At 47.9% G+C, this 17890-nt stretch carries 21 protein-coding genes; 18 read left to right on the top strand and 3 right to left on the bottom strand.

Annotated elements, in window-relative coordinates; genetic code table 11:
* Nucleotides 1-3: 3 nt before the first annotated feature.
* Nucleotides 4-627, top strand: a complete 624-nt coding sequence (locus tag KNP93_RS06055; RefSeq protein ID WP_214853910.1) for a hypothetical protein — start codon at nucleotides 4-6, stop codon at nucleotides 625-627.
* Nucleotides 628-692: 65 nt separating this feature from the next.
* Here KNP93_RS06055 and KNP93_RS06050 read toward each other — a convergent pair whose 3' ends face one another.
* Together KNP93_RS06050 and KNP93_RS06045 are read right to left on the bottom strand one after the other, a co-directional pair.
* The gene (locus tag KNP93_RS06050) at nucleotides 693-1349 is read right to left on the bottom strand and encodes a type 1 glutamine amidotransferase domain-containing protein (protein WP_131503042.1); all 657 of its coding nucleotides are present in this window, start codon (nucleotides 1347-1349) and stop codon (nucleotides 693-695) included.
* A 68-nt stretch (nucleotides 1350-1417) separates the two neighbouring features.
* On the bottom strand, nucleotides 1418-2272 hold the full coding sequence (locus KNP93_RS06045) for an aldo/keto reductase (protein WP_131503041.1): 855 nt from the start codon (nucleotides 2270-2272) through the stop codon (nucleotides 1418-1420).
* A 185-nt stretch (nucleotides 2273-2457) separates the two neighbouring features.
* On the opposite strand from KNP93_RS06045, the gene KNP93_RS06040 reads away from it, so the two are divergent.
* The 10 genes from KNP93_RS06040 (at nucleotide 2458) to KNP93_RS05995 (ending at nucleotide 10873) form a co-directional block, all read left to right on the top strand.
* Entirely contained in the window at nucleotides 2458-2994 is a 537-nt protein-coding gene (locus KNP93_RS06040; RefSeq protein ID WP_131973142.1) for an NUDIX hydrolase, read from the top strand.
* Nucleotides 2995-3090: 96 nt separating this feature from the next.
* Complete coding sequence (gene fur / locus KNP93_RS06035; RefSeq protein ID WP_026828821.1) at nucleotides 3091-3573, top strand: ferric iron uptake transcriptional regulator; 483 nt, start codon at nucleotides 3091-3093, stop codon at nucleotides 3571-3573.
* Between the two features lie 125 nt (nucleotides 3574-3698).
* A complete protein-coding gene (xerD, locus tag KNP93_RS06030) occupies nucleotides 3699-4583 on the top strand; it encodes a site-specific tyrosine recombinase XerD (protein WP_114596255.1) in 885 nt (294 codons plus the stop codon).
* A gap of 117 nt (nucleotides 4584-4700) precedes the next feature.
* The gene (deoB, locus tag KNP93_RS06025) at nucleotides 4701-5873 is read left to right on the top strand and encodes a phosphopentomutase (RefSeq protein WP_188005288.1); all 1173 of its coding nucleotides are present in this window, start codon (nucleotides 4701-4703) and stop codon (nucleotides 5871-5873) included.
* An 18-nt stretch (nucleotides 5874-5891) separates the two neighbouring features.
* Nucleotides 5892-6704 (top strand): purine-nucleoside phosphorylase, encoded by an 813-nt coding sequence (locus KNP93_RS06020; RefSeq protein ID WP_026833469.1) that lies wholly within the window; start codon nucleotides 5892-5894, stop codon nucleotides 6702-6704.
* Nucleotides 6705-6759: 55 nt separating this feature from the next.
* Complete coding sequence (locus KNP93_RS06015; protein WP_114596253.1) at nucleotides 6760-8061, top strand: pyrimidine-nucleoside phosphorylase; 1302 nt, start codon at nucleotides 6760-6762, stop codon at nucleotides 8059-8061.
* An 86-nt stretch (nucleotides 8062-8147) separates the two neighbouring features.
* Nucleotides 8148-9152, top strand: a complete 1005-nt coding sequence (locus tag KNP93_RS06010) for a S66 family peptidase (RefSeq protein WP_214853908.1) — start codon at nucleotides 8148-8150, stop codon at nucleotides 9150-9152.
* Nucleotides 9153-9255: 103 nt separating this feature from the next.
* Nucleotides 9256-9693: a peptidylprolyl isomerase gene (locus tag KNP93_RS06005; protein ID WP_012369909.1), complete on the top strand. Its 438-nt coding sequence runs from the start codon at nucleotides 9256-9258 to the stop codon at nucleotides 9691-9693.
* 96 nt (nucleotides 9694-9789) lie between these two features.
* Nucleotides 9790-10317, top strand: a complete 528-nt coding sequence (locus KNP93_RS06000) for a type 1 glutamine amidotransferase domain-containing protein (protein ID WP_131973139.1) — start codon at nucleotides 9790-9792, stop codon at nucleotides 10315-10317.
* A gap of 208 nt (nucleotides 10318-10525) precedes the next feature.
* Complete coding sequence (locus KNP93_RS05995; protein WP_026828814.1) at nucleotides 10526-10873, top strand: GNAT family N-acetyltransferase; 348 nt, start codon at nucleotides 10526-10528, stop codon at nucleotides 10871-10873.
* 31 nt (nucleotides 10874-10904) lie between these two features.
* Here the strand turns inward: KNP93_RS05995 and KNP93_RS05990 are convergent, their stop codons facing one another.
* Nucleotides 10905-11369 (bottom strand): DUF309 domain-containing protein, encoded by a 465-nt coding sequence (locus KNP93_RS05990; RefSeq protein ID WP_214853906.1) that lies wholly within the window; start codon nucleotides 11367-11369, stop codon nucleotides 10905-10907.
* 94 nt (nucleotides 11370-11463) lie between these two features.
* Between KNP93_RS05990 and KNP93_RS05985 the strand changes: the two genes are divergently transcribed.
* The 7 genes from KNP93_RS05985 (at nucleotide 11464) to KNP93_RS05955 (ending at nucleotide 17889) form a co-directional block, all read left to right on the top strand.
* Nucleotides 11464-12219: a segregation/condensation protein A gene (locus KNP93_RS05985; protein ID WP_214853904.1), complete on the top strand. Its 756-nt coding sequence runs from the start codon at nucleotides 11464-11466 to the stop codon at nucleotides 12217-12219.
* Nucleotides 12209-12781, top strand: coding sequence for an SMC-Scp complex subunit ScpB (gene scpB, locus KNP93_RS05980; protein WP_131973138.1), 573 nt, complete (start codon nucleotides 12209-12211; stop codon nucleotides 12779-12781). Before KNP93_RS05985 ends, scpB begins: the two co-directional genes overlap by 11 nt.
* The gene (locus KNP93_RS05975) at nucleotides 12781-13542 is read left to right on the top strand and encodes a pseudouridine synthase (protein WP_014969990.1); all 762 of its coding nucleotides are present in this window, start codon (nucleotides 12781-12783) and stop codon (nucleotides 13540-13542) included. Before scpB ends, KNP93_RS05975 begins: the two co-directional genes overlap by 1 nt.
* A gap of 126 nt (nucleotides 13543-13668) precedes the next feature.
* Nucleotides 13669-14259 (top strand): redoxin domain-containing protein, encoded by a 591-nt coding sequence (locus KNP93_RS05970; protein ID WP_026828810.1) that lies wholly within the window; start codon nucleotides 13669-13671, stop codon nucleotides 14257-14259.
* A 21-nt stretch (nucleotides 14260-14280) separates the two neighbouring features.
* The gene (gene resB, locus KNP93_RS05965) at nucleotides 14281-15822 is read left to right on the top strand and encodes a cytochrome c biogenesis protein ResB (RefSeq protein WP_251138679.1); all 1542 of its coding nucleotides are present in this window, start codon (nucleotides 14281-14283) and stop codon (nucleotides 15820-15822) included.
* Nucleotides 15819-16985 (top strand): c-type cytochrome biogenesis protein CcsB, encoded by a 1167-nt coding sequence (gene ccsB, locus KNP93_RS05960; protein WP_131503033.1) that lies wholly within the window; start codon nucleotides 15819-15821, stop codon nucleotides 16983-16985. Before resB ends, ccsB begins: the two co-directional genes overlap by 4 nt.
* Before the next feature lie 187 nt (nucleotides 16986-17172).
* The gene (locus KNP93_RS05955) at nucleotides 17173-17889 is read left to right on the top strand and encodes a response regulator transcription factor (protein ID WP_012369919.1); all 717 of its coding nucleotides are present in this window, start codon (nucleotides 17173-17175) and stop codon (nucleotides 17887-17889) included.
* The last annotated feature ends 1 nt before the right edge of the window (nucleotide 17890 follow it).

The following is a 17890-nucleotide window of genomic DNA, read 5'->3' as shown; positions in this document are numbered from 1 at the left end:
AACGTGAGTGTATTTACAGATTATGAAGAATGGTTGGATGAAGTCACGGATGAGATGATTGAACATCAAGTGCATTACGCCGTCGCAGAACTGAAATTAGGCGGAGAGATCGGTGACTATTATGAAGAATCCGGATTGATTGACCGGTTTGTCACGCAACAGTTGGTCTGGTTATCGTTTGAGGAAATGGAACAGATTTTAGATGAAGCGGGAGAGCTGAATCTTGAAATCGTAGCAGACGAAGCAGAATCAGATGTACAACGGTCACAAGTCAAACAGATTCTGAAGCAATCGATTAAACAACAGCTGGTGCTGAAGTCGCAACCGTTCGTCGCGACACGCCTCAAACAATTGCGTCAGGAGCATCCATCTGTCAAAGATCAGTTTGAAGAAGTCCGGTCGGCATACAATCAGGTCGGTCATCTCCTGAAGACGGGGCCGGAACCGACGATTATCCCAAAACGGTGGTACCGGCGGGAACGGGTTGTTCCCCGTGCGTTCACTCCGGCGGAACAAACGAGTTTAGAGCAGGAACATCTCGAGCTGACACCACAATACGAAACACAAAAACAGAAACTTGAAGAACTGAGTCGTGAAATCGCAGCGTATGAGCGGGTTTTACTATAAAGTAAAAACAACAAACCCCTTTTCGGTGCAGACACCGGAAAGGGGTTTTCACTTGCAGGATTGAGTTAGACGGTTGCGAGTTTAGCAATGACGAGTTTAGCGACAGCTTCACTTGATGCAGGATTTTGACCTGTGATGACGTTACCGTCGATGACAGCAAATTCTTTTCCGGCATCGGAAGTCAGGAAGGTTGCCCCTTCACCGCGTAATGTAGTTTCAAGTAAGAACGGAACTTTGTCTTCGAGTCCTGTTGATTTTTCTTCTTCATCCGTGAAGCCGTTGATTTGACGACCTGATACGAATGGTTTGCCATCAATCGTAACGTGGGCAAAGGCAGCAGGACCGTGGCAAACGGATGCGACGATACCGTCTTTTTTGACCATCGCTTCGATTGCACCTGCGACGAGCGGATTATTCGGGAAATCGACGACTGCCCCGTGACCGCCTGGGAAGTAAACAGCATCAAATGATGCAGCATCTACATCCGCAAGTGGCGTCGTGTCGTGTAAGGCACGGCGTGCTTCCTGGAATTTAGGCAGGATTTCTTTCACCATTGATGCCTTATCGATCGGAACGTCGCCGCCTTTGACCGAAACGACCGTGACATCATGACCGGCTTCTTTGAACAGGTTATATGGTGCAGCAAACTCCTCGAACCATAAACCGGTTTTATGGCCGTTCATTTCGTCAGCACTTGTAGATACGATTAAAATTTTTGACATGATAAAAACTCCTCCTCTGTAATAACGTTACAAAGAAGAAGTTTCCCTGCTGTTGAAAAAATCAAACCTCACCGGTGTTCTGTATACGTATGGACGGGAAGAAGTGATAAGACATGCGCAATCTGTTCAGCCGTCAACGGTTCCCGCATCGCGTGCAGATTCGACTGCAGTTGCGACACGCTTGACGCACCCGGCAGCACGATATCAGCTTGTTGATCAATGGCTTGCAGTGCCATGGCCGGGAGGGGATAGTCTTGTAACGTCGATAAAATGTGTTCCAGCTGTTCCTTATCGTACTGTTCGAACCGGTCGACCGATTGAAGACGAGACGTGCTCTCTGTAGTCAGAAGACCTTTGGCGAGCGGTCCGCGGGCAACGAGTTTAATGTTTCGCTCTTGAAGTCGCGGCAACAACTCTTCAATCCGTCGGTCGAGCAGAGAATAAGGTGTCATCAAATAACTGAAATCACTATGGTCAAGCCAATAGTTGATGACGTTTGGACGGAGTGACGAGAGGCCGTATTCTTTGATCCGTCCTTCTTCCTGCAAGTCTTTCATGGCACGAATTGAAGCGTCCAAATCATCGTCCATCGTTCCGCCATGGACATAATAGAGGTCGAGATACGGTGTTTCGAGACGGTTCAGACTCTCAATACACGCTTTTTTCAGGTAGTCGTAGCTCGGGTCCCATGTCCAGCCGGTCCCCGTATCATTCATCCGGTTGCCGCCTTTTGAGGCCAAAAACATCCGGCTGCGATCTTCCGGTGAAAAAGTCTGTCCAATCAGTGACTCGACTGCGCCGTTGGCATAGACATCTGCTGTATCGAAGTGGACGATGCCTTCGTCGAGCGCTGTCCGAAGTATCTCGGTTGCTTCCTCTTGACCCCGTTTTAAAATCGTCATCGTACCTAAACCTAGTGTCATATCAATCCCTCATTTCTTTCGACTAGTGCTACTGTGTATCAGTTTAGCATATTTGATACAGGATGTTCCCGGATGGATTTGTAAGGAATGGGCATTCCGTAGGAAAAGGAAACAGACTTGCAACGGGAATCAAAAAACAGGCATACTGTGAAAGAGAAGAAATTCGATTAGAAGAGGTGTCTATGATGGAAGAAAAAACATTAGAGCGGGAAGTTATTTATGAAGGAAAAGTCTTTAACGTCGAGAAACATGTCGTCAGTCTTCCGAACGGTAATACATCTGTCCGTGAATTGGTCTATCATAACGGCGCAGTCGCAATCATTGCGTTTGACGAAAAGGGAGATTTGTTAGTCGTCGAGCAATACCGGAAAGCGTTTGAACAATTATCGATTGAAATCCCGGCCGGAAAACTGGAAAAAGGGGAAAATCCGGAAGAGTGCGCAGGACGTGAATTGAAGGAAGAGACCGGATACGCGGCAGATGAGCTGACGCATGTGTTTGATTTTTACGGAGCACCCGGTTTTTGCAGCGAACGCGTACATATTTATGAAGCAACGGGTTTGACTGCGGGACAACGCCAACTCGATCCGGATGAATTCTTGGAGAACCAAACGTTGGCGCTTGAACGGGCACTTGAACTTGTCGCAGACGGGACGATTGTCGATGCCAAAACGATCATGGCGATTCAGCATTGGCACATTCGTACATTAAAATCATTCTAAAACGAATGATTTTCAGTTGATAATCATTTTAATTTGAAAAACAGTAGATTATCGGCTATGATAAAACCATCAGTTTCGACCAAAGGGGGCGCTATGATGGAAAGTCGTGTTGAACGCATTAAAAAACAGCTGAGCGGTAAAGGATATAAGCTGACTCCCCAACGTGAAGCGACCGTACGGATCTTACTGGAGCATGAGTCGGACCACTTAAGTGCAGAGAATGTCTTTTTATTGGTCAAAGAAAAAAACTCAGACATTGGACTTGCGACGGTCTACCGGACACTTGAATTATTAACGGAGCTTGAAGTCGTTGATAAAGTCAATTTCGGAGACGGCGTATCCCGATTTGATTTACGGCAGGAAGGTGCGAGCCATTCGCATCATCATCTCGTCTGTATCGAATGCGGATCTGTCGAGGAAATCCTAGATGATATGTTAGAAGAAGTCGAAAAAGAAATCGTCACGCGTTTCCAATTTAAAATCAAAGATCACCGCTTGACGTTCCATGGTGTATGTCGCGTTTGCCAGGAGCGGCATGCACGCGAAGCACTGGAACAATCACAAACACAAACCGTCTGACTGTCCTCATCAAAAAGGGGACGGTTTTTCTTTTTGAAAAATATAGGTCAGACCTCTTCACAACGGTTTACACCTTTGATATGATTGGAAAGTAAGCGATTTCTTAATGATAGAGGATGAGTTCAGTGAGGCAACAACTGGAGACATTTATCGACTATTTAGTGATTGAGCGGCAGATGTCAGCGAACACGGCAGCTGCTTATCGAAATGATTTAAACCAGTATTTGACGACGCTTGAACAGCAAGGGATTTCGTCCGCGGAAGAAGTCACACGCCACCATATTGTCCTTCATATTGAATCCTTGTTACAGGCGCAAAAATCACGGTCGACGGTCCGGCGGTCGACGAGCTCGATTCGATCGTTCCATCAGTTTTTAGTGGAACGTCAAATTGTCCGCCATGATCCGTCACGTCATCTTGATTTGCCGAAACCGGATAAAAAACTGCCGGTCGTTTGGAGTCAAACCGATATCGTCCGTTTGCTTGATTCGGTCGTCGGAAATGATCCGCTTGTCCGACGGGATGCAGCAATGCTTGAATTGCTCTACGGAACCGGTATGCGTGTCAGTGAATTGTTACAGTTGACACTGAGTGATCTGCAACTTGAACTTGGTTACTTGTCCTGTCTTGGAAAAGGTAACAAAACCCGGATTATCCCGATCAGTCAGACAGCGATTGACAGCGTCTCGACTTATCTTGAGCTGGCCCGCAACAGTCTCGGTGGACGGCAAACGGATTATGTGTTCCTCAACAGTCGCGGCGATCGTTTATCGCGGCAGGGTTTTTGGAAGATGATTAAACGCCGGGCAAAAGAAGCGGGAATTGAAAAAGACATCACTCCCCACGTCTTGCGTCATTCGTTTGCGACCCATCTTCTTGAGAACGGAGCAGACTTGCGTGTCGTTCAGGAAATGTTAGGGCATGCCGATTTATCGACGACGCAAATGTACACACATGTCAATAAAGCCAGGCTGCATGATGTCTATAAGAACCATCATCCCCGTGCATGATGGTTTTACGCTTAAAAGGTCTGACTTCAGACAAATAGGGTGTTTTGTCTAGTCCATTTACGGGAAAATTCTAACGGGATTTATATTTAGTAATAAGCATATAGGAGGAATTTTAATATGGCTCAACCATTCAAACGCGTATTTTTAGTCGTCATGGATTCGGTAGGAATCGGAGAAGCACCGGATGCAGAACAATTCGGTGACCTTGGTGCGCACACACTCGGGCATATCGCAGAACAACGTGATGGTCTGAATATGCCGCATCTCGCTCAGCTTGGTCTGTCGCATATCGAACCTGTTCAAGGTATATCAGCAGATGCTGCGCCACTTGCTTCTTACGGGAAGATGGAAGAAGTTTCAGCCGGAAAAGATACGATGACTGGTCACTGGGAAATCATGGGCTTGCGGATCGACACGCCGTTCCGCGTCTTTGAGAAATTCCCGGAAGATTTAATCGGTCGCCTGGAAACATTCTCGGGCCGAAAAATCATCGGGAACAAACCGGCATCCGGAACAGAAATTCTCGATGAACTTGGACAGGAACATGTCGAGACCGGTGCTTTGATTGTTTATACATCAGCAGACTCCGTGCTTCAAATCGCAGCGCATGAAGAAGTTGTTCCGCTTGAAGAACTCTACCGGATTTGCGAGTATGCCCGTGATATTACACGCGACGACCCGTATATGCTCGGTCGAATCATTGCCCGTCCGTTCCTCGGTGAGCAGGGAGCATGGGTCCGGACTTCAAACCGTCATGACTATGCGCTGAAGCCGTTTGACCGGACTGTCATGAATGAACTCGAAACAGCGGGTCTTGATGTCATCTCGCTCGGTAAAATTGCAGATATCTTTGATGGTGAAGGTGTCACGGACGCGATTCGGACAAAATCGAACATGGACGGTATGGATCAACTCGTCAACCAGCTCGATCGTGACTTTACAGGACTTTGCTTCTTGAACCTCGTCGATTTTGATGCGTTGTTCGGTCACCGTCGCGACCCGCAAGGATACGGTCAGGCATTAGAAGAGTTTGATGCCCGTCTGCCGGAAGTCTTTGACCGCCTGCAGGAAGATGATTTATTGATCATCACAGCAGACCACGGCAATGATCCGGTCCATCCGGGAACAGATCATACCCGTGAGTACGTTCCGCTGTTGGTCTATTCGAAAAACGGGGCTGCAAAAGATCTTGGTATCCGTTCGACGTTTGCCGACCTTGGAGCAACAGTTGCCGATAACTTCAACGTGAAGCTGCCGGCGCACGGTACGAGTTTCTTGTCAGAACTTTAATTTAAGGGAGCGATTCAGATGACAGTCAATTGGAATGAAACACGGTCGTATTTAGAAAGCAAAATGCAGGCGAAACCGGAAATCGGTTTGATTCTCGGTTCAGGACTCGGTGTCCTGGCGGATGACATCGAAAATCCGATTGCGATTCCTTACAGCGATATCCCGAACTTCCCGGTCTCGACAGTAGAAGGTCATGCCGGGCAGCTCGTCTTCGGAACGCTCGAAGGCAAACAAGTCGTTGCCATGCAAGGACGTTTTCATTTCTATGAAGGCTATTCGATGGAAATGGTTACCTTCCCGGTCCGTGTCATGAAAGCAATCGGTGTCGAAACACTGATTGTCACGAATGCAGCCGGTGCGTGTAACGAAGCATTTGAACCGGGAGATTTGATGCTGATCACGGATCACATCAACTTCTTCGGCACAAACCCGTTAATCGGCAAAAACGTTGATGAGATGGGACCACGGTTCCCGGATATGTCGAAGCCGTATGACGCTGAATTGTTGCGTCTTGCCCAAGAAACAGCAGACGAACTTGGTATTCAAGTGCGTCAAGGCGTTTACTTCGGCAATACAGGTCCAACCTACGAAACACCGGCAGAAGTAAAACTCGCCCGGTTGCTCGGTGGAGATGTCGTCGGTATGTCGACAGTTCCGGAAGTCATCGTCGCCCGTCACTCGGATATGCGCGTGCTTGGTATTTCGTGTGTCTCGAACATGGCAGCCGGCATTCTCGATCAACCGCTTCACCACGACGAAGTCATGGAAACGACGGAACGTGTCCGTGCGCACTTCCTGTCACTTGTCCGCGGTTCGATCAAAAAAATGTAAGATTAAGAATTGAAGCCCGATAAAATACGAACGACCCCCTGAGGAGGAACTTATTATGCGTATGGTAGATTTGATTGCAACAAAACGAGACGGCGGCGAGTTACCAACAGCCGATATTAAAGCGATGGTTGAAGGATTCACGAACGGTGACATCCCGGATTACCAAATGTCAGCGATGTCGATGGCGATTTTCTATCAAGGCATGTCAGACCGCGAAATCGCGGATTTAACGATGGCGATGGTCGAATCAGGTGACGTGATTGATTTATCACGCATCCACGGTAAAAAAGTCGACAAACACTCAACAGGCGGTGTCGGCGATAAAATCAGTCTGATCGTCGCGCCACTCGTCGCGTCAATCGGAATTCCTGTCGCGAAGATGAGCGGACGTGGTCTTGGTCACACAGGCGGAACAATCGATAAGCTCGAAGCGTTCCCTGGATTTGATGTCGAGTTATCGGAAGAAGCTTTCGTGACACAAGTCAATGACATCAAGATGGCGATCATCGGACAAACGGGCAACCTGACACCTGCTGACAAGAAATTATATGCGTTACGTGATGTAACAGCGACGGTCAACTCGATTCCATTGATCGCAAGCTCAATCATGTCGAAAAAAATTGCAGCCGGTGCGGACAGTATCGTCCTTGACGTTAAAACGGGTTCAGGCGCTTTCATGAAATCATTTGAAGACGCGAAAGCACTTGCAACAGAAATGGTATCAATCGGGAAAAGTGTTAACCGGAAGACGATTGCCGTCATCACGGACATGGATCAGCCGCTCGGAAACGAAATCGGAAATGCGAACGAAGTCAAGGAAGCGATTGAAGTGCTCCAAGGGAAAGATGTGCGCGATTTGAAAGTCATCGCCTTGACGATTGCATCACACATGGCAGTCCTTGGTGAGTTCTACCCGACGTTTGACGAAGCATACGCGGATCTCGAGACACGTCTCGCAAACGGAGCAGCTCTCGACGTCTTCAAGAAGTTCATCGCAGCGCAAGGCGGCGACGCCTCACTCGTCGATGATATGTCAAAAGCACTCGAAACGAAGTTCGAAAAAGATTTCGTCGCGTCGAAAGCCGGATACGTTTCAGAAATCATTGCCGATGAAGTTGGTGTCGCAGCAATGATTCTCGGTGCAGGCCGGGCAACGAAAACGGATGTCATCGATCACGCAGCAAGCGTTACATTGTTCAAAAAAGTCGGCGACAAAGTCGAAGTCGGCGATGTCATCGCGACACTCCGTTCGAACAAAGAAACACTCGATCAAGCGATCGAAAAAATGGATCATGCCTATCATATTAGTGATACGAAGCCGGAAGCACGTCCGCTCGTTCACGCGGTCATTCAATAAGGTTTTTTCTGACAACTGTCTGGGTTTCTTTCCCAGTCGGTTGTTTTTTGGTATAGTAAAAACAATAACGTGAGGGGGGAAAACAGATGAAACCAGCTCAATTAAATGTCGGGGATACGATTGCGATTCTTTCACCGGCTTCTGCTGTCGCAGCGTACGTACCGCGTCGTCTGCAACGGGGGATCGAGACGCTTGAACGGATGGGCTTTCAAGTCCTCGTGATGCCGAATACGACAGTAATCTACAGTCATACGGCAGGAACAATCGGGGAAAGGCTTCAAGATTTACATATGGCATTCCGAAATCCGGATGTCAAAGCGATCATTGCGACGATCGGCGGCTTTAACTCACATCAATTGCTCGATGAACTCGATTACGACTTGATTCGGAATAATCCGAAAATCTTCATGGGGTACAGTGACATTACGGCTCTGCTTTCCGGCATCCAGACGAAAACCGGTTTGACGACGTTCGTCGGGCCCGCGATCTTACCGCAGTTTGGTCAACTGCACGGACTGGATGCATATACGCAGAAGTGGTTTGAAAAAACGTTGATGCAGACCGGACCGATTGGTCAAATCGAAGCATCGGATGAATGGACGGATGAAGGCTTGCGCTGGGACATCAACGATGACCGGAAACGGACGCATGTCGTCAACGACGGATACGTCGTCGCCCGCGCAGGAGAAGGGACAGGACCGATCATCGCCGGCAATCTCGGGACGCTACTGTTGCTTGCCGGGACACCGTATATGCCGTCGTTCGACGGTGCTGTTTTAATGCTTGAGGATGATGAAAGTGAGACACCGGCGACGATCGACCGGTACTTTACGCAACTGCGTCATCTCGGGGCGTATGAAAAGATTTCGGGGATTGTCGTCGGACGTTTTCACGGAAAAGTCGAGTTTGATCCGGATTTCACGCTGAAGGACATCCTCCTGCGGGCGACCCGTGGATATGACTTCCCGATTGTGCTTGAGGCAGACTTCGGACATACGGATCCGGTCTTCCCGTTACCGAACGGCATTCAGGCATCGGTTACTGCCGGTGAAACGGTTGTGCTCGAAATTCTCGAATCCGCGGTCGAGTGAGTAAAAAACCTGCGTTTTTTGTAAAGATTTGATACACTAGGTAACGGAGCCGCGAATGTCGTGGCGAACACCACAGCTGAAAAGCGCGAAAGGTTGGTATACGATGCAAAAAACTGGATATATCTTATTGGAAGACGGAAATAAAATTGAGTTTGAACTGTTTAACGACGATGCACCGATCACAACAGAAAACTTCGAGAACCTTGCGAACTCGAACTTCTATGATGGATTGAACTTCCACCGTGTCATCCCTGGTTTCGTCTCACAAGGCGGTTGCCCGATCGGAAACGGTACAGGCGGATCAGGTAAGACGATTCCGTGTGAAACGTCAACATCATACCCGCACAAGCATAAAGCCGGTTCACTTTCAATGGCACATGCAGGTCGTAACACAGGATCAAGCCAATTCTTCGTTGTTCATGAGCCGCAACCACACCTCGACGGCGTGCACACAGTTTTCGGACAAGTGACATCAGGTCTTGAACATGCGACAAAAATGAAGCAAGGCGCTGGCATTAAAGAAATTCGTGTCGAAGCGTAAGTGATTTCTTCCCTTCTTTGATGAAAGAAGGGGAGTTTTTTTTTCGTTCAATACGGGAAGTGACAACAGAACCGAAAAACGAAGGAGCGATGCATCATGCGTTTAGCAGGAAAAAAGATCATCCAACTTGTCAGTAATGATTTTGAAGATTTAGAGCTGTGGTATCCGGTCCACCGGTTACGCGAAGAGGGCGCCACGGTCGACATCGTTGGTGAGAAGGCCGATGAAAAATACATCGGAAAATATGGTGTCCCGATTGTGTCGGACAAAACGTTTGACGAAATCAATCCGGCAGATTACGATGCGATTTTAGTACCGGGTGGCTGGTCACCCGATCTATTGCGCCGGTTTGATTCCGTCCTCGCCATGGTCCGTCATTTTGACCAAACGAAACAACCGATCGGTCAGATTTGTCACGCCGGATGGGTTCTGATTTCAGCAGGTGTCTTGAATGGTGTCAATGTCACGAGTACACCGGGAATCAAAGATGATATGACAAATGCCGGAGCAACGTGGCATGATGAACCGGTCGTCGTTGACGGACACATCATTTCAAGCCGTCGTCCACCGGATTTACCGGACTATATGCGCGAATTCATTAAAGTACTGGAAGATTCGAAGTAAAACAGTATCGTCTAAAAAGCGCGCCTCCCTGTCACCGGACAGGGAGGTCTTGTTTGAAATGGGGCAGAGGCATTTGTTTTACAGGAGTCCGCTTTTTTGATGGATTTGACGAAAAGTGAAGCATTTCAGGTCGAGAAGGTGTAGAATAAATAAGTCTCAGTTGATCATGTTCCTGAGAGTTGTTGAAACTAGGAAGGTGTAGAATCAGATGCTAGTAAAATATAAAAAGTTGAATGAACGGACCGCGATGGGGTTAATCGCTTTTTCGTGCGAAGTGAAGGATCCGAAGTATTTGCTTGAAACGGTTCAAACCTATGAACAAGACGAGAATCAACAGTTGTATCTCTATAAACAGGATGAAGATTTTATCGGCATCATCGGATTTCAATTAGTGGATGGCCACGCTGAATTGAAACATATCGCCTTGTCGCCATCGTTCCGCGGGGAACGGATGTCGTATATGTTACTGGATGCAGCCGAAAAGATGTTGCGGACAGAAATCACGGGTGCAACGGACGAAACGAGTCGACTTGTTGAGAAATGGAAAAATCAATAAAAACCGGTCCATGTAGTTACGGACCGGTTTTTCATTTTTTCTGCCGCGCGGCAAGTGCCGCTTGTCGTGCCGTGATGACATCCTGCCGGTCCCGCATGACGTGTTTATGTCGCAAGAACGACAGGTCCTGCAACTGTTCAATCGGCAGACTGTTGATCCGTTGGTCCAAGTCATGTGCGAGGGGTAACGGAATATGCTCGTAGTCCGGCTGCATGAACACTGGTTGTAAGGCAAGCAGACGGGGGACGTCGATTCCTTGGGCGGACAGTGATCCGGCATGCCGTTCGAGTTTTTGGAAAGCTTTCGGGTAGGTCCGCATCGCTCCCTGTACATTGCCGCGGCGATGATGATAGCGGGCGACGGCGAGCTGAATCAAGGCGACGAGGGATTCATCTTGCCGTTGCCCGGCCTGCCACAGCTCTTCAAGTACTTCGTGGCATTCGAAATAGTCATGTTGGACGTTGAATTCAAAGGCAAATTGTTCGATTGGATGCATGGATGGATCTCCTTTCCTTTTAATATAGCATAGTCGAAATCAGGTGATGTGTGGTATACTAAGGCGCAAAAAACGTTGATGGGCAGGGAGAATCATGGAATCATACAGTGTAAAGATGGATGCGTTTGAAGGCCCGTTGGATTTGTTGTTACATTTGATTGGTAAACTGGAGATTGACCTGTATGACATTTCCGTCTCAATCGTGACGGATCAGTATGTGTCCTATATTCAGGCCATGCAACATCTCGAACTGGATGTTGCGAGTGAATACCTTGTCATGGCAGCGACGCTCCTGCAATTAAAAAGTAAACAACTGTTACCTGTCGAACAGACGGATTTCGAAGAAGTTCCGGATTTTGAAGAGGATCCGACACGTGAAGGGTTGATTCAGCAACTGATCGAATATAAAGCATACAAAGAAGCTGCACTTGTCTTAAAGGAAAAGGAAGAAGCGCGGCTCGAACTGTTTTCAAAACAGCCGGAAGACTTGATGACGTATCTGGATGCGGACAATCAGGATTACAGTGGAAACCTGTCTTTTAGTGACTTGTTGCGCGCTTATGAGAAAATGCGTCAACGCGTCGCCTGGAAAGTACGCCGTTCAAAAACCGTCAAACGGGAAGAACGGACACTTGAACAACAGATGGTTCACGTTTCGGAATATGTTTTTGCCAATGAAGGAACGACGTTTTTTGGTTTTTTCACGGAACAACCGACCGTTGAAGAATTGGTCGTCAGCTTTTTGGCCGTACTCGAACTGGTCAAACAACGGGTCGTCGCCTGTGAGCAAATGAACGATGATATCCTGTTGCGTGCCTTAGTGAAGGAGGAGAATCAGATTGGCGTATGAGCGAATCATTGAAAGTTTGTTATTCGTCGTCGGAGACGACGGAATCGATCCGCGTGGTCTGAGTCAAGTCCTTGAAATCAGTGAGGCAGCGGCTCGGGAACAGCTACATGCTCTTCAGACGGCATTTGAAGCGGACGAACGGGTGTTGCAAATCGTCGAATCCGGCGGTGTCTTCAAGATGGTCACCCGGAAAGAGATGTCACCGTATGTGCAGGCATATGCCGGTTCTCTTGCAGAGGACAGCCTGTCACGCGCTGCGATGGAGACACTCGTCATCATCGCCTACAAACAGCCGGTTACCCGGGCGGACATTGAAGTCATTCGTGGTGTGAAGACGGAACGTGTCATCCACACGTTAAGTGCAAAAGGATTAATTGATGAAGCCGGACGTGCCAAAGGCGTCGGGCGTGCCAAATTGTATAAGACGACGGATCATTTTTTGGATCACTTCGGACTGAACAGTATCGAAGAATTGCCGCCGCTTGAGTTTGAAGAAACACTTGAAGCGGACGGGGATTTGTTTTTCCGGAATGAACCGTCACTAGAGGAGAGAATAAATTAATGGAACGTCTACAAAAAATTATTGCCCAGGCCGGTGTCGCATCACGACGCAAGGCAGAAGAACTAATCACAGAAGGTCGTGTCAAAGTCAACGGGAAAGTCATCACGGAACTCGGGACGAAAGTCGGCGGACGTGCAGAAGTCGAAGTCGACGGAGTGAAGCTGGAACGGGAAGAACACGTTTACTACATGCTGTATAAACCAACAGGTGTCGTTTCGACGGTAGAAGATGATAAAGGCCGTAAAACGGTCGTCGATCTTGTTCCCCCGGGTCACCGCGTCTTCCCGGTCGGTCGTCTTGACTACAACACAAGCGGATTACTGCTGTTGACGAACGACGGCGAGTTTTCGAATCTCCTGCTCCACCCGAAATACAAAGTACCGAAACGTTACATCGTCAAAATCAAAGGCGTGCCGGACTACTATCATGTCAAAGGTCTTGAAAAAGGTGTCGTCTTGCCGGACGGATTCAAGACCGGTAAAGCACGCGTCGAGATGCGCGATGTCGATAAGAAAAAAAATACCGCGATTTTAGAAATGGTCATCTATGAAGGCCATAACCGTCAAGTCCGTCAAATGGTCGAAACACTCGGCGCAGAAGTCATCAAGTTGAAACGGGAACAGTTTGGTTTCCTGACGCTTGCTGGATTAACATCAGGCGACTGGCGTGAACTTTCGAAAAAAGAAGTCAATCAATTGCGTGAGCTGGCGGATCCGGTTGCTCCCCCTACGAAAAGACGTAAGAACACAAAAAAACGTTAATTTGTAAAGCGAGAAGCTCAGCCTGCGGGTTGAGTTTTCTTTGTTTGTGACAAAACGATTAACGTATTTCACATTCTGTCAACAATTAAGCGATTTCAAGTACAATATGGGTGGAGGCGGTGCAACATGAAAAAAACGAATCAGAACCCGGACGAGCGGCTAGCAGCCGCGAAGCAAAAGAAGAAAAAACGTTCATTTTGGCGGTTAATGATCATGACGATGGTATTATTCGCCGGTGCGGTCGTTATCATGCAGTTTGTCGATCAGGCGACACGGGATAAAGACGGTCGTGTCCTTGCCGGAGATGACGCGCCAGGATTTGCACTTGTCGATTTGTATGGAGAAAAACAACATACGATGGACGAGTACAAAGGCAAAGGACTTTTACTCAATTTTTGGGGGACATTCTGTGAGCCCTGTAAAAAAGAAATGCCGTTGATCAACGACAATTACGACATGATGCAAAAAGAAGGTGTTAATTTTGCGGCAGTAAACGTCGGTGAGACACCGGTCCGAGTATCCAGTTTCATCAAGGAAATCGGAGGAACCGACTATCCGGTCCTGATGGATACGAACAGTGCCGTCGAGAAGGCGTACGGGATCTACAACCTGCCTGTGACCTTCATCATCAACAAAGAAGGTAAGGTCGTTGAAAAGTATGAAGGTGAAATTGACCAAGCGAAGTTAGAGGAAATGATCAAAAAAGCAAACGAGTAACGCATCGAGGGGGAATTTATGATGCAGCAGGAATATAAGCAACTGGATATGCGTTATGAGGAAGCCGAGCTTCGTTCAAAACGAAAAAATCAATCATGGATCGACCGGACATGGACATTCTTTTCATCCGTTAAAGTCGGTTTGTGGTTGATCGGCTTAATCATCATTGCAAGCGGCGTCGGAACCATCTTCCCGCAGGAGATGTACATTCCGCAAGCGATTCCGCCGGAAGAATTTTACGGAAAAGAATACGGGACGGCCGGGGAGATTTATTATGCCCTCGGCTTCCATAATTTGTTTGAATCCTGGTGGTACATCGGCTTAATCACATTATTACTGTTATCCATCATCATCGTATCGATCGACCGTTTCTTCCCGCTGTATCGTGCGTTGAAGAAACAACCGGTCATCCAGTCCGACCGTTTTATGGGCGGTCAGCGATTTGGCGCTGAAGCGACTGGAACGGTCAAACAGATTGATGCCATTGAACCGTTACTGAAGAAAAAAGGGTACAAGGTCCGTCGTCAAGACAGTTCCTTGCTCGCGGAGAAACAACGATTCGGGCGCTGGGGTCCGTATATCAACCATATCGGGCTTGTCCTGTTCTTCGGTGGAGCGATGTTACGCATCGTTCCCGGCATGCACGAAGATGAGCTGATGTGGATCCGTGAAGGCGAAACGTTGCCGGTCGAAGCGACGGACAATAAGTATTATCTCGAGAATAACTCGTTTAACATTGAGTTTTATGATCCGGCAAAAGAACCCGAGAAATTCAGAGAAGCTCTAAAACGGGCCGGTGGAAGTGTTCCGAAAAACTATGACACCCAGATGACGTTGTATAAAAAAACCGGCATGAAGGACGACTTTAAACCGAAACTTGAGAAAGTCAAAACCGGTGAAACAGCCGTCAACCAACCGTTCGAGTTCGGTAATTATCAAGTTTTCCAAGAGCAGTATGCAGCGGATCCGGAATTCAAGACGATGTCATTCAACATCGAGAATCAAAAAACGGGTAAAGTCGTCGATACGATTAAAGTCGACTTGCGCAATCCGCAGGAAACTTACAAATTAAAGAACGGTTATGACGTCGAACTGAAAGACTTCTTGCCGGACTTCGTCGTCAAGGATGGAAAACCGACAACGAACTCGTCCCGTCCCGTCAATCCGGCGTTTGTCTTTACGATCAAATCACCGGAACATCCAAAAGGGGAACGGAGTCTGATCGGAATTAAGCTGAATGTCGGCGGCGATGAAAACCAGTATAAGATGGGCTTCGCCGGTACGGAACTGTCGAACATTTCCGGCGTCCGGATTAAAAAAGATCTGACGCTGCCGTTCCTGTTCGCTGGCGGTATGATATTCATGATCGGGTTGCTGCTCGGCATGTACTGGCCGCACCGCAGACTTTGGTTGAAAGAAACAAACGGGCAGATCAACATTGCCGGATTTACGAATAAAAATGCACTTGGACTTCAAAAAGAAGTCAATCTCGCCTTGACTGAAGTGGGACTTCCGCAACTGGAAGACCGGCAGAAGTTGCGGGAAGAGGGGGAATCGAAATGAATCTGCTTAGTTTAAGCGGTAATTTACTGCTTACGTCGTTCATCTTATATCTGATCAGTACCGGTTTCTTTGCCGTCGCAACAAGTGGTAAAAAGGGACCAAGCCGTTCCGGGAAAATTGCTTTCTCACTTGCTCTTTTGGGATTTGTGGCCCAGCTCGGCTACTTCTTCACACGCTGGGCAGGAGCTGGACACGTTCCGGTTTCGAATCTTTATGAGTACACGACATTCTTCGGAATGATGATGGTACTCGGCTTCCTGATCGTCTACGGGATTTATCGCAACAATGTCCTCGGACTTGTGGCGATGCCGGTCGCGTTGCTTGTCATCGCTTACGCGTCGATGTTCCCGGATGAAGTTCAACCGTTGATTCCGGCACTTCAAAGTGTCTGGTTGAAAATCCACGTGACGACGGCAGCACTCGGAGAAGGGATTCTTGCAGTCAGCTTCGCAACCGGATTGCTGTATCTGATCCATGCGACAGACTTCAACAAAGAATCGAAAACACGGACATGGCTTGAAGTTGTCATGTTTTCACTTGCATGTGTCGTCGGTTATATCATCGTCGGTTTATTGTTCAATGCACTCGGAACGAACTCGACGATCGAGTATGTCGCGAAAAACGGTGCGACGATGCAACATGACTACACGATGCCAGTTTTGACTGGTCCTGAAAACGGAAAGATCATTTCCGGTTCTGGTGCTGTCGTTGAATTACCGAATTTCCTCAATGCCAATAAAGTCAATACGGTCTTATGGTCATTGATCGGCGGTTTAGTCTTATATATTCTGCTTCGCTTCGTCATTTTACGGAAACGTTTGGCGGAGAGCCTGAAACCGATCGCCCGTAAGATTGATCTCGAGACAGCAGATGAAATCAGCTACCGTGCGATTGCGATTGGTTTGCCGGTCTTCATTCTCGGTGGATTGATCTTCGCGATGATTTGGGCACAGATGGCTTGGAGCCGTTATTGGGGTTGGGACCCGAAAGAAGTATGGGCCTTGATCACGATGCTGTTCTATGTCTTCTACCTGCACATGCGGATCCAGCGCGGCTGGATTGGTAAAAAATCAGCGTGGTTGTGTGTCGGCGGATTTGCCGTCATCATGTTCAACCTCGTTTTCGTCAACTTGGTCGTTGCAGGTCTTCACTCTTACGCGTAAGTAACGAAATCAATTACTGGAATCATCAGTCAAGGATGGACGGTGGAAGGAAACTTCCGCTGTCCATCCTTTTTTAGGCGAGACGATTGATTTCCACGGTCAGAGACGCTATTTCTTTTGTTTCATAGTATACTAGAAGAGTAGTAGGATAGAGTGAGACAGATTAGTTTATGGGAGGAATCAACTGATGTCAGAAGAAGCGCGTATTTTAGTCGTCGATGACGAAGAACGGATTCGACGTTTATTAAAAATGTATCTCGAACGTGAGAACTTTACGATTGAAGAAGCCGACAATGGAGAAACGGCTCTCGAGATGGCACTTGAAACGGAATATGATGTGATTCTACTTGATTTGATGATGCCGAAGCTCGATGGCATGCAGGTCTGTGAAGAACTGCGGAAAACGAAAGCGACACCAATCGTCATGCTGACGGCAAAAGGCGAAGAGACGAACCGGGTCCACGGTTTTGAAATGGGGGCGGACGATTATATCGTCAAACCATTCAGTCCCCGCGAAGTCGTCTTACGTGTCAAGGCAATCCTGCGCCGGGCAAGCGCAACGAAGTTCCTGCATACGGATGCGAAAACAAAAGATGTCATCGTCTTCCCGCACTTGACGATTGATAATGATGCCCACCGTGTCACAGTCGAATCGCAGGAAGTCAATTTGACACCAAAAGAATATGAATTGCTGTATTTCCTGGCGAAGCAGACGGACAAAGTCTTTTCGCGGGAACAGTTATTAAAAGAAGTCTGGAACTATGAGTTTTTCGGCGACTTACGGACCGTTGACACACATGTCAAACGACTGCGTGAAAAACTGAACCGTCTGTCACCAAATGCAGCCCAAATGATTACGACGGTTTGGGGTGTCGGTTACAAGTTCGAGAATAATCCCGCCTGAC

This window comes from Exiguobacterium sp. s166, from assembly GCF_018618855.1.
In the GTDB taxonomy this organism is placed as follows: domain Bacteria; phylum Bacillota; class Bacilli; order Exiguobacteriales; family Exiguobacteriaceae; genus Exiguobacterium_A.
Note: the sequence above shows the minus strand (reverse complement) of the source record. Positions and strands in the feature narration are given on the sequence as shown.

Bases quoted from the DNA above. Each gene is read 5' to 3' on its own strand.
- KNP93_RS06040 (WP_131973142.1), top strand. From the start codon at position 2,458: ATGGAAGAAAAAACATTAGAGCGGGAAGTTATTTATGAAGGAAAAGTC.
- resB (WP_251138679.1), top strand. From the start codon at position 14,281: ATGCAGCAGGAATATAAGCAACTGGATATGCGTTATGAGGAAGCCGAG.
- KNP93_RS06015 (WP_114596253.1), top strand. From the start codon at position 6,760: ATGCGTATGGTAGATTTGATTGCAACAAAACGAGACGGCGGCGAGTTA.
- KNP93_RS06005 (WP_012369909.1), top strand. From the start codon at position 9,256: ATGCAAAAAACTGGATATATCTTATTGGAAGACGGAAATAAAATTGAG.
- KNP93_RS05970 (WP_026828810.1), top strand. From the start codon at position 13,669: ATGAAAAAAACGAATCAGAACCCGGACGAGCGGCTAGCAGCCGCGAAG.
- KNP93_RS06050 (WP_131503042.1), bottom strand. From the start codon at position 1,349: ATGTCAAAAATTTTAATCGTATCTACAAGTGCTGACGAAATGAACGGC.
- KNP93_RS05990 (WP_214853906.1), bottom strand. From the start codon at position 11,369: ATGCATCCAATCGAACAATTTGCCTTTGAATTCAACGTCCAACATGAC.
- KNP93_RS05985 (WP_214853904.1), top strand. From the start codon at position 11,464: ATGGAATCATACAGTGTAAAGATGGATGCGTTTGAAGGCCCGTTGGAT.
- fur (WP_026828821.1), top strand. From the start codon at position 3,091: ATGGAAAGTCGTGTTGAACGCATTAAAAAACAGCTGAGCGGTAAAGGA.
- KNP93_RS06000 (WP_131973139.1), top strand. From the start codon at position 9,790: ATGCGTTTAGCAGGAAAAAAGATCATCCAACTTGTCAGTAATGATTTT.
- KNP93_RS05995 (WP_026828814.1), top strand. From the start codon at position 10,526: ATGCTAGTAAAATATAAAAAGTTGAATGAACGGACCGCGATGGGGTTA.
- KNP93_RS06045 (WP_131503041.1), bottom strand. From the start codon at position 2,272: ATGACACTAGGTTTAGGTACGATGACGATTTTAAAACGGGGTCAAGAG.
- KNP93_RS05955 (WP_012369919.1), top strand. From the start codon at position 17,173: ATGTCAGAAGAAGCGCGTATTTTAGTCGTCGATGACGAAGAACGGATT.
- KNP93_RS05975 (WP_014969990.1), top strand. From the start codon at position 12,781: ATGGAACGTCTACAAAAAATTATTGCCCAGGCCGGTGTCGCATCACGA.
- KNP93_RS06010 (WP_214853908.1), top strand. From the start codon at position 8,148: ATGAAACCAGCTCAATTAAATGTCGGGGATACGATTGCGATTCTTTCA.
- ccsB (WP_131503033.1), top strand. From the start codon at position 15,819: ATGAATCTGCTTAGTTTAAGCGGTAATTTACTGCTTACGTCGTTCATC.
- KNP93_RS06020 (WP_026833469.1), top strand. From the start codon at position 5,892: ATGACAGTCAATTGGAATGAAACACGGTCGTATTTAGAAAGCAAAATG.
- deoB (WP_188005288.1), top strand. From the start codon at position 4,701: ATGGCTCAACCATTCAAACGCGTATTTTTAGTCGTCATGGATTCGGTA.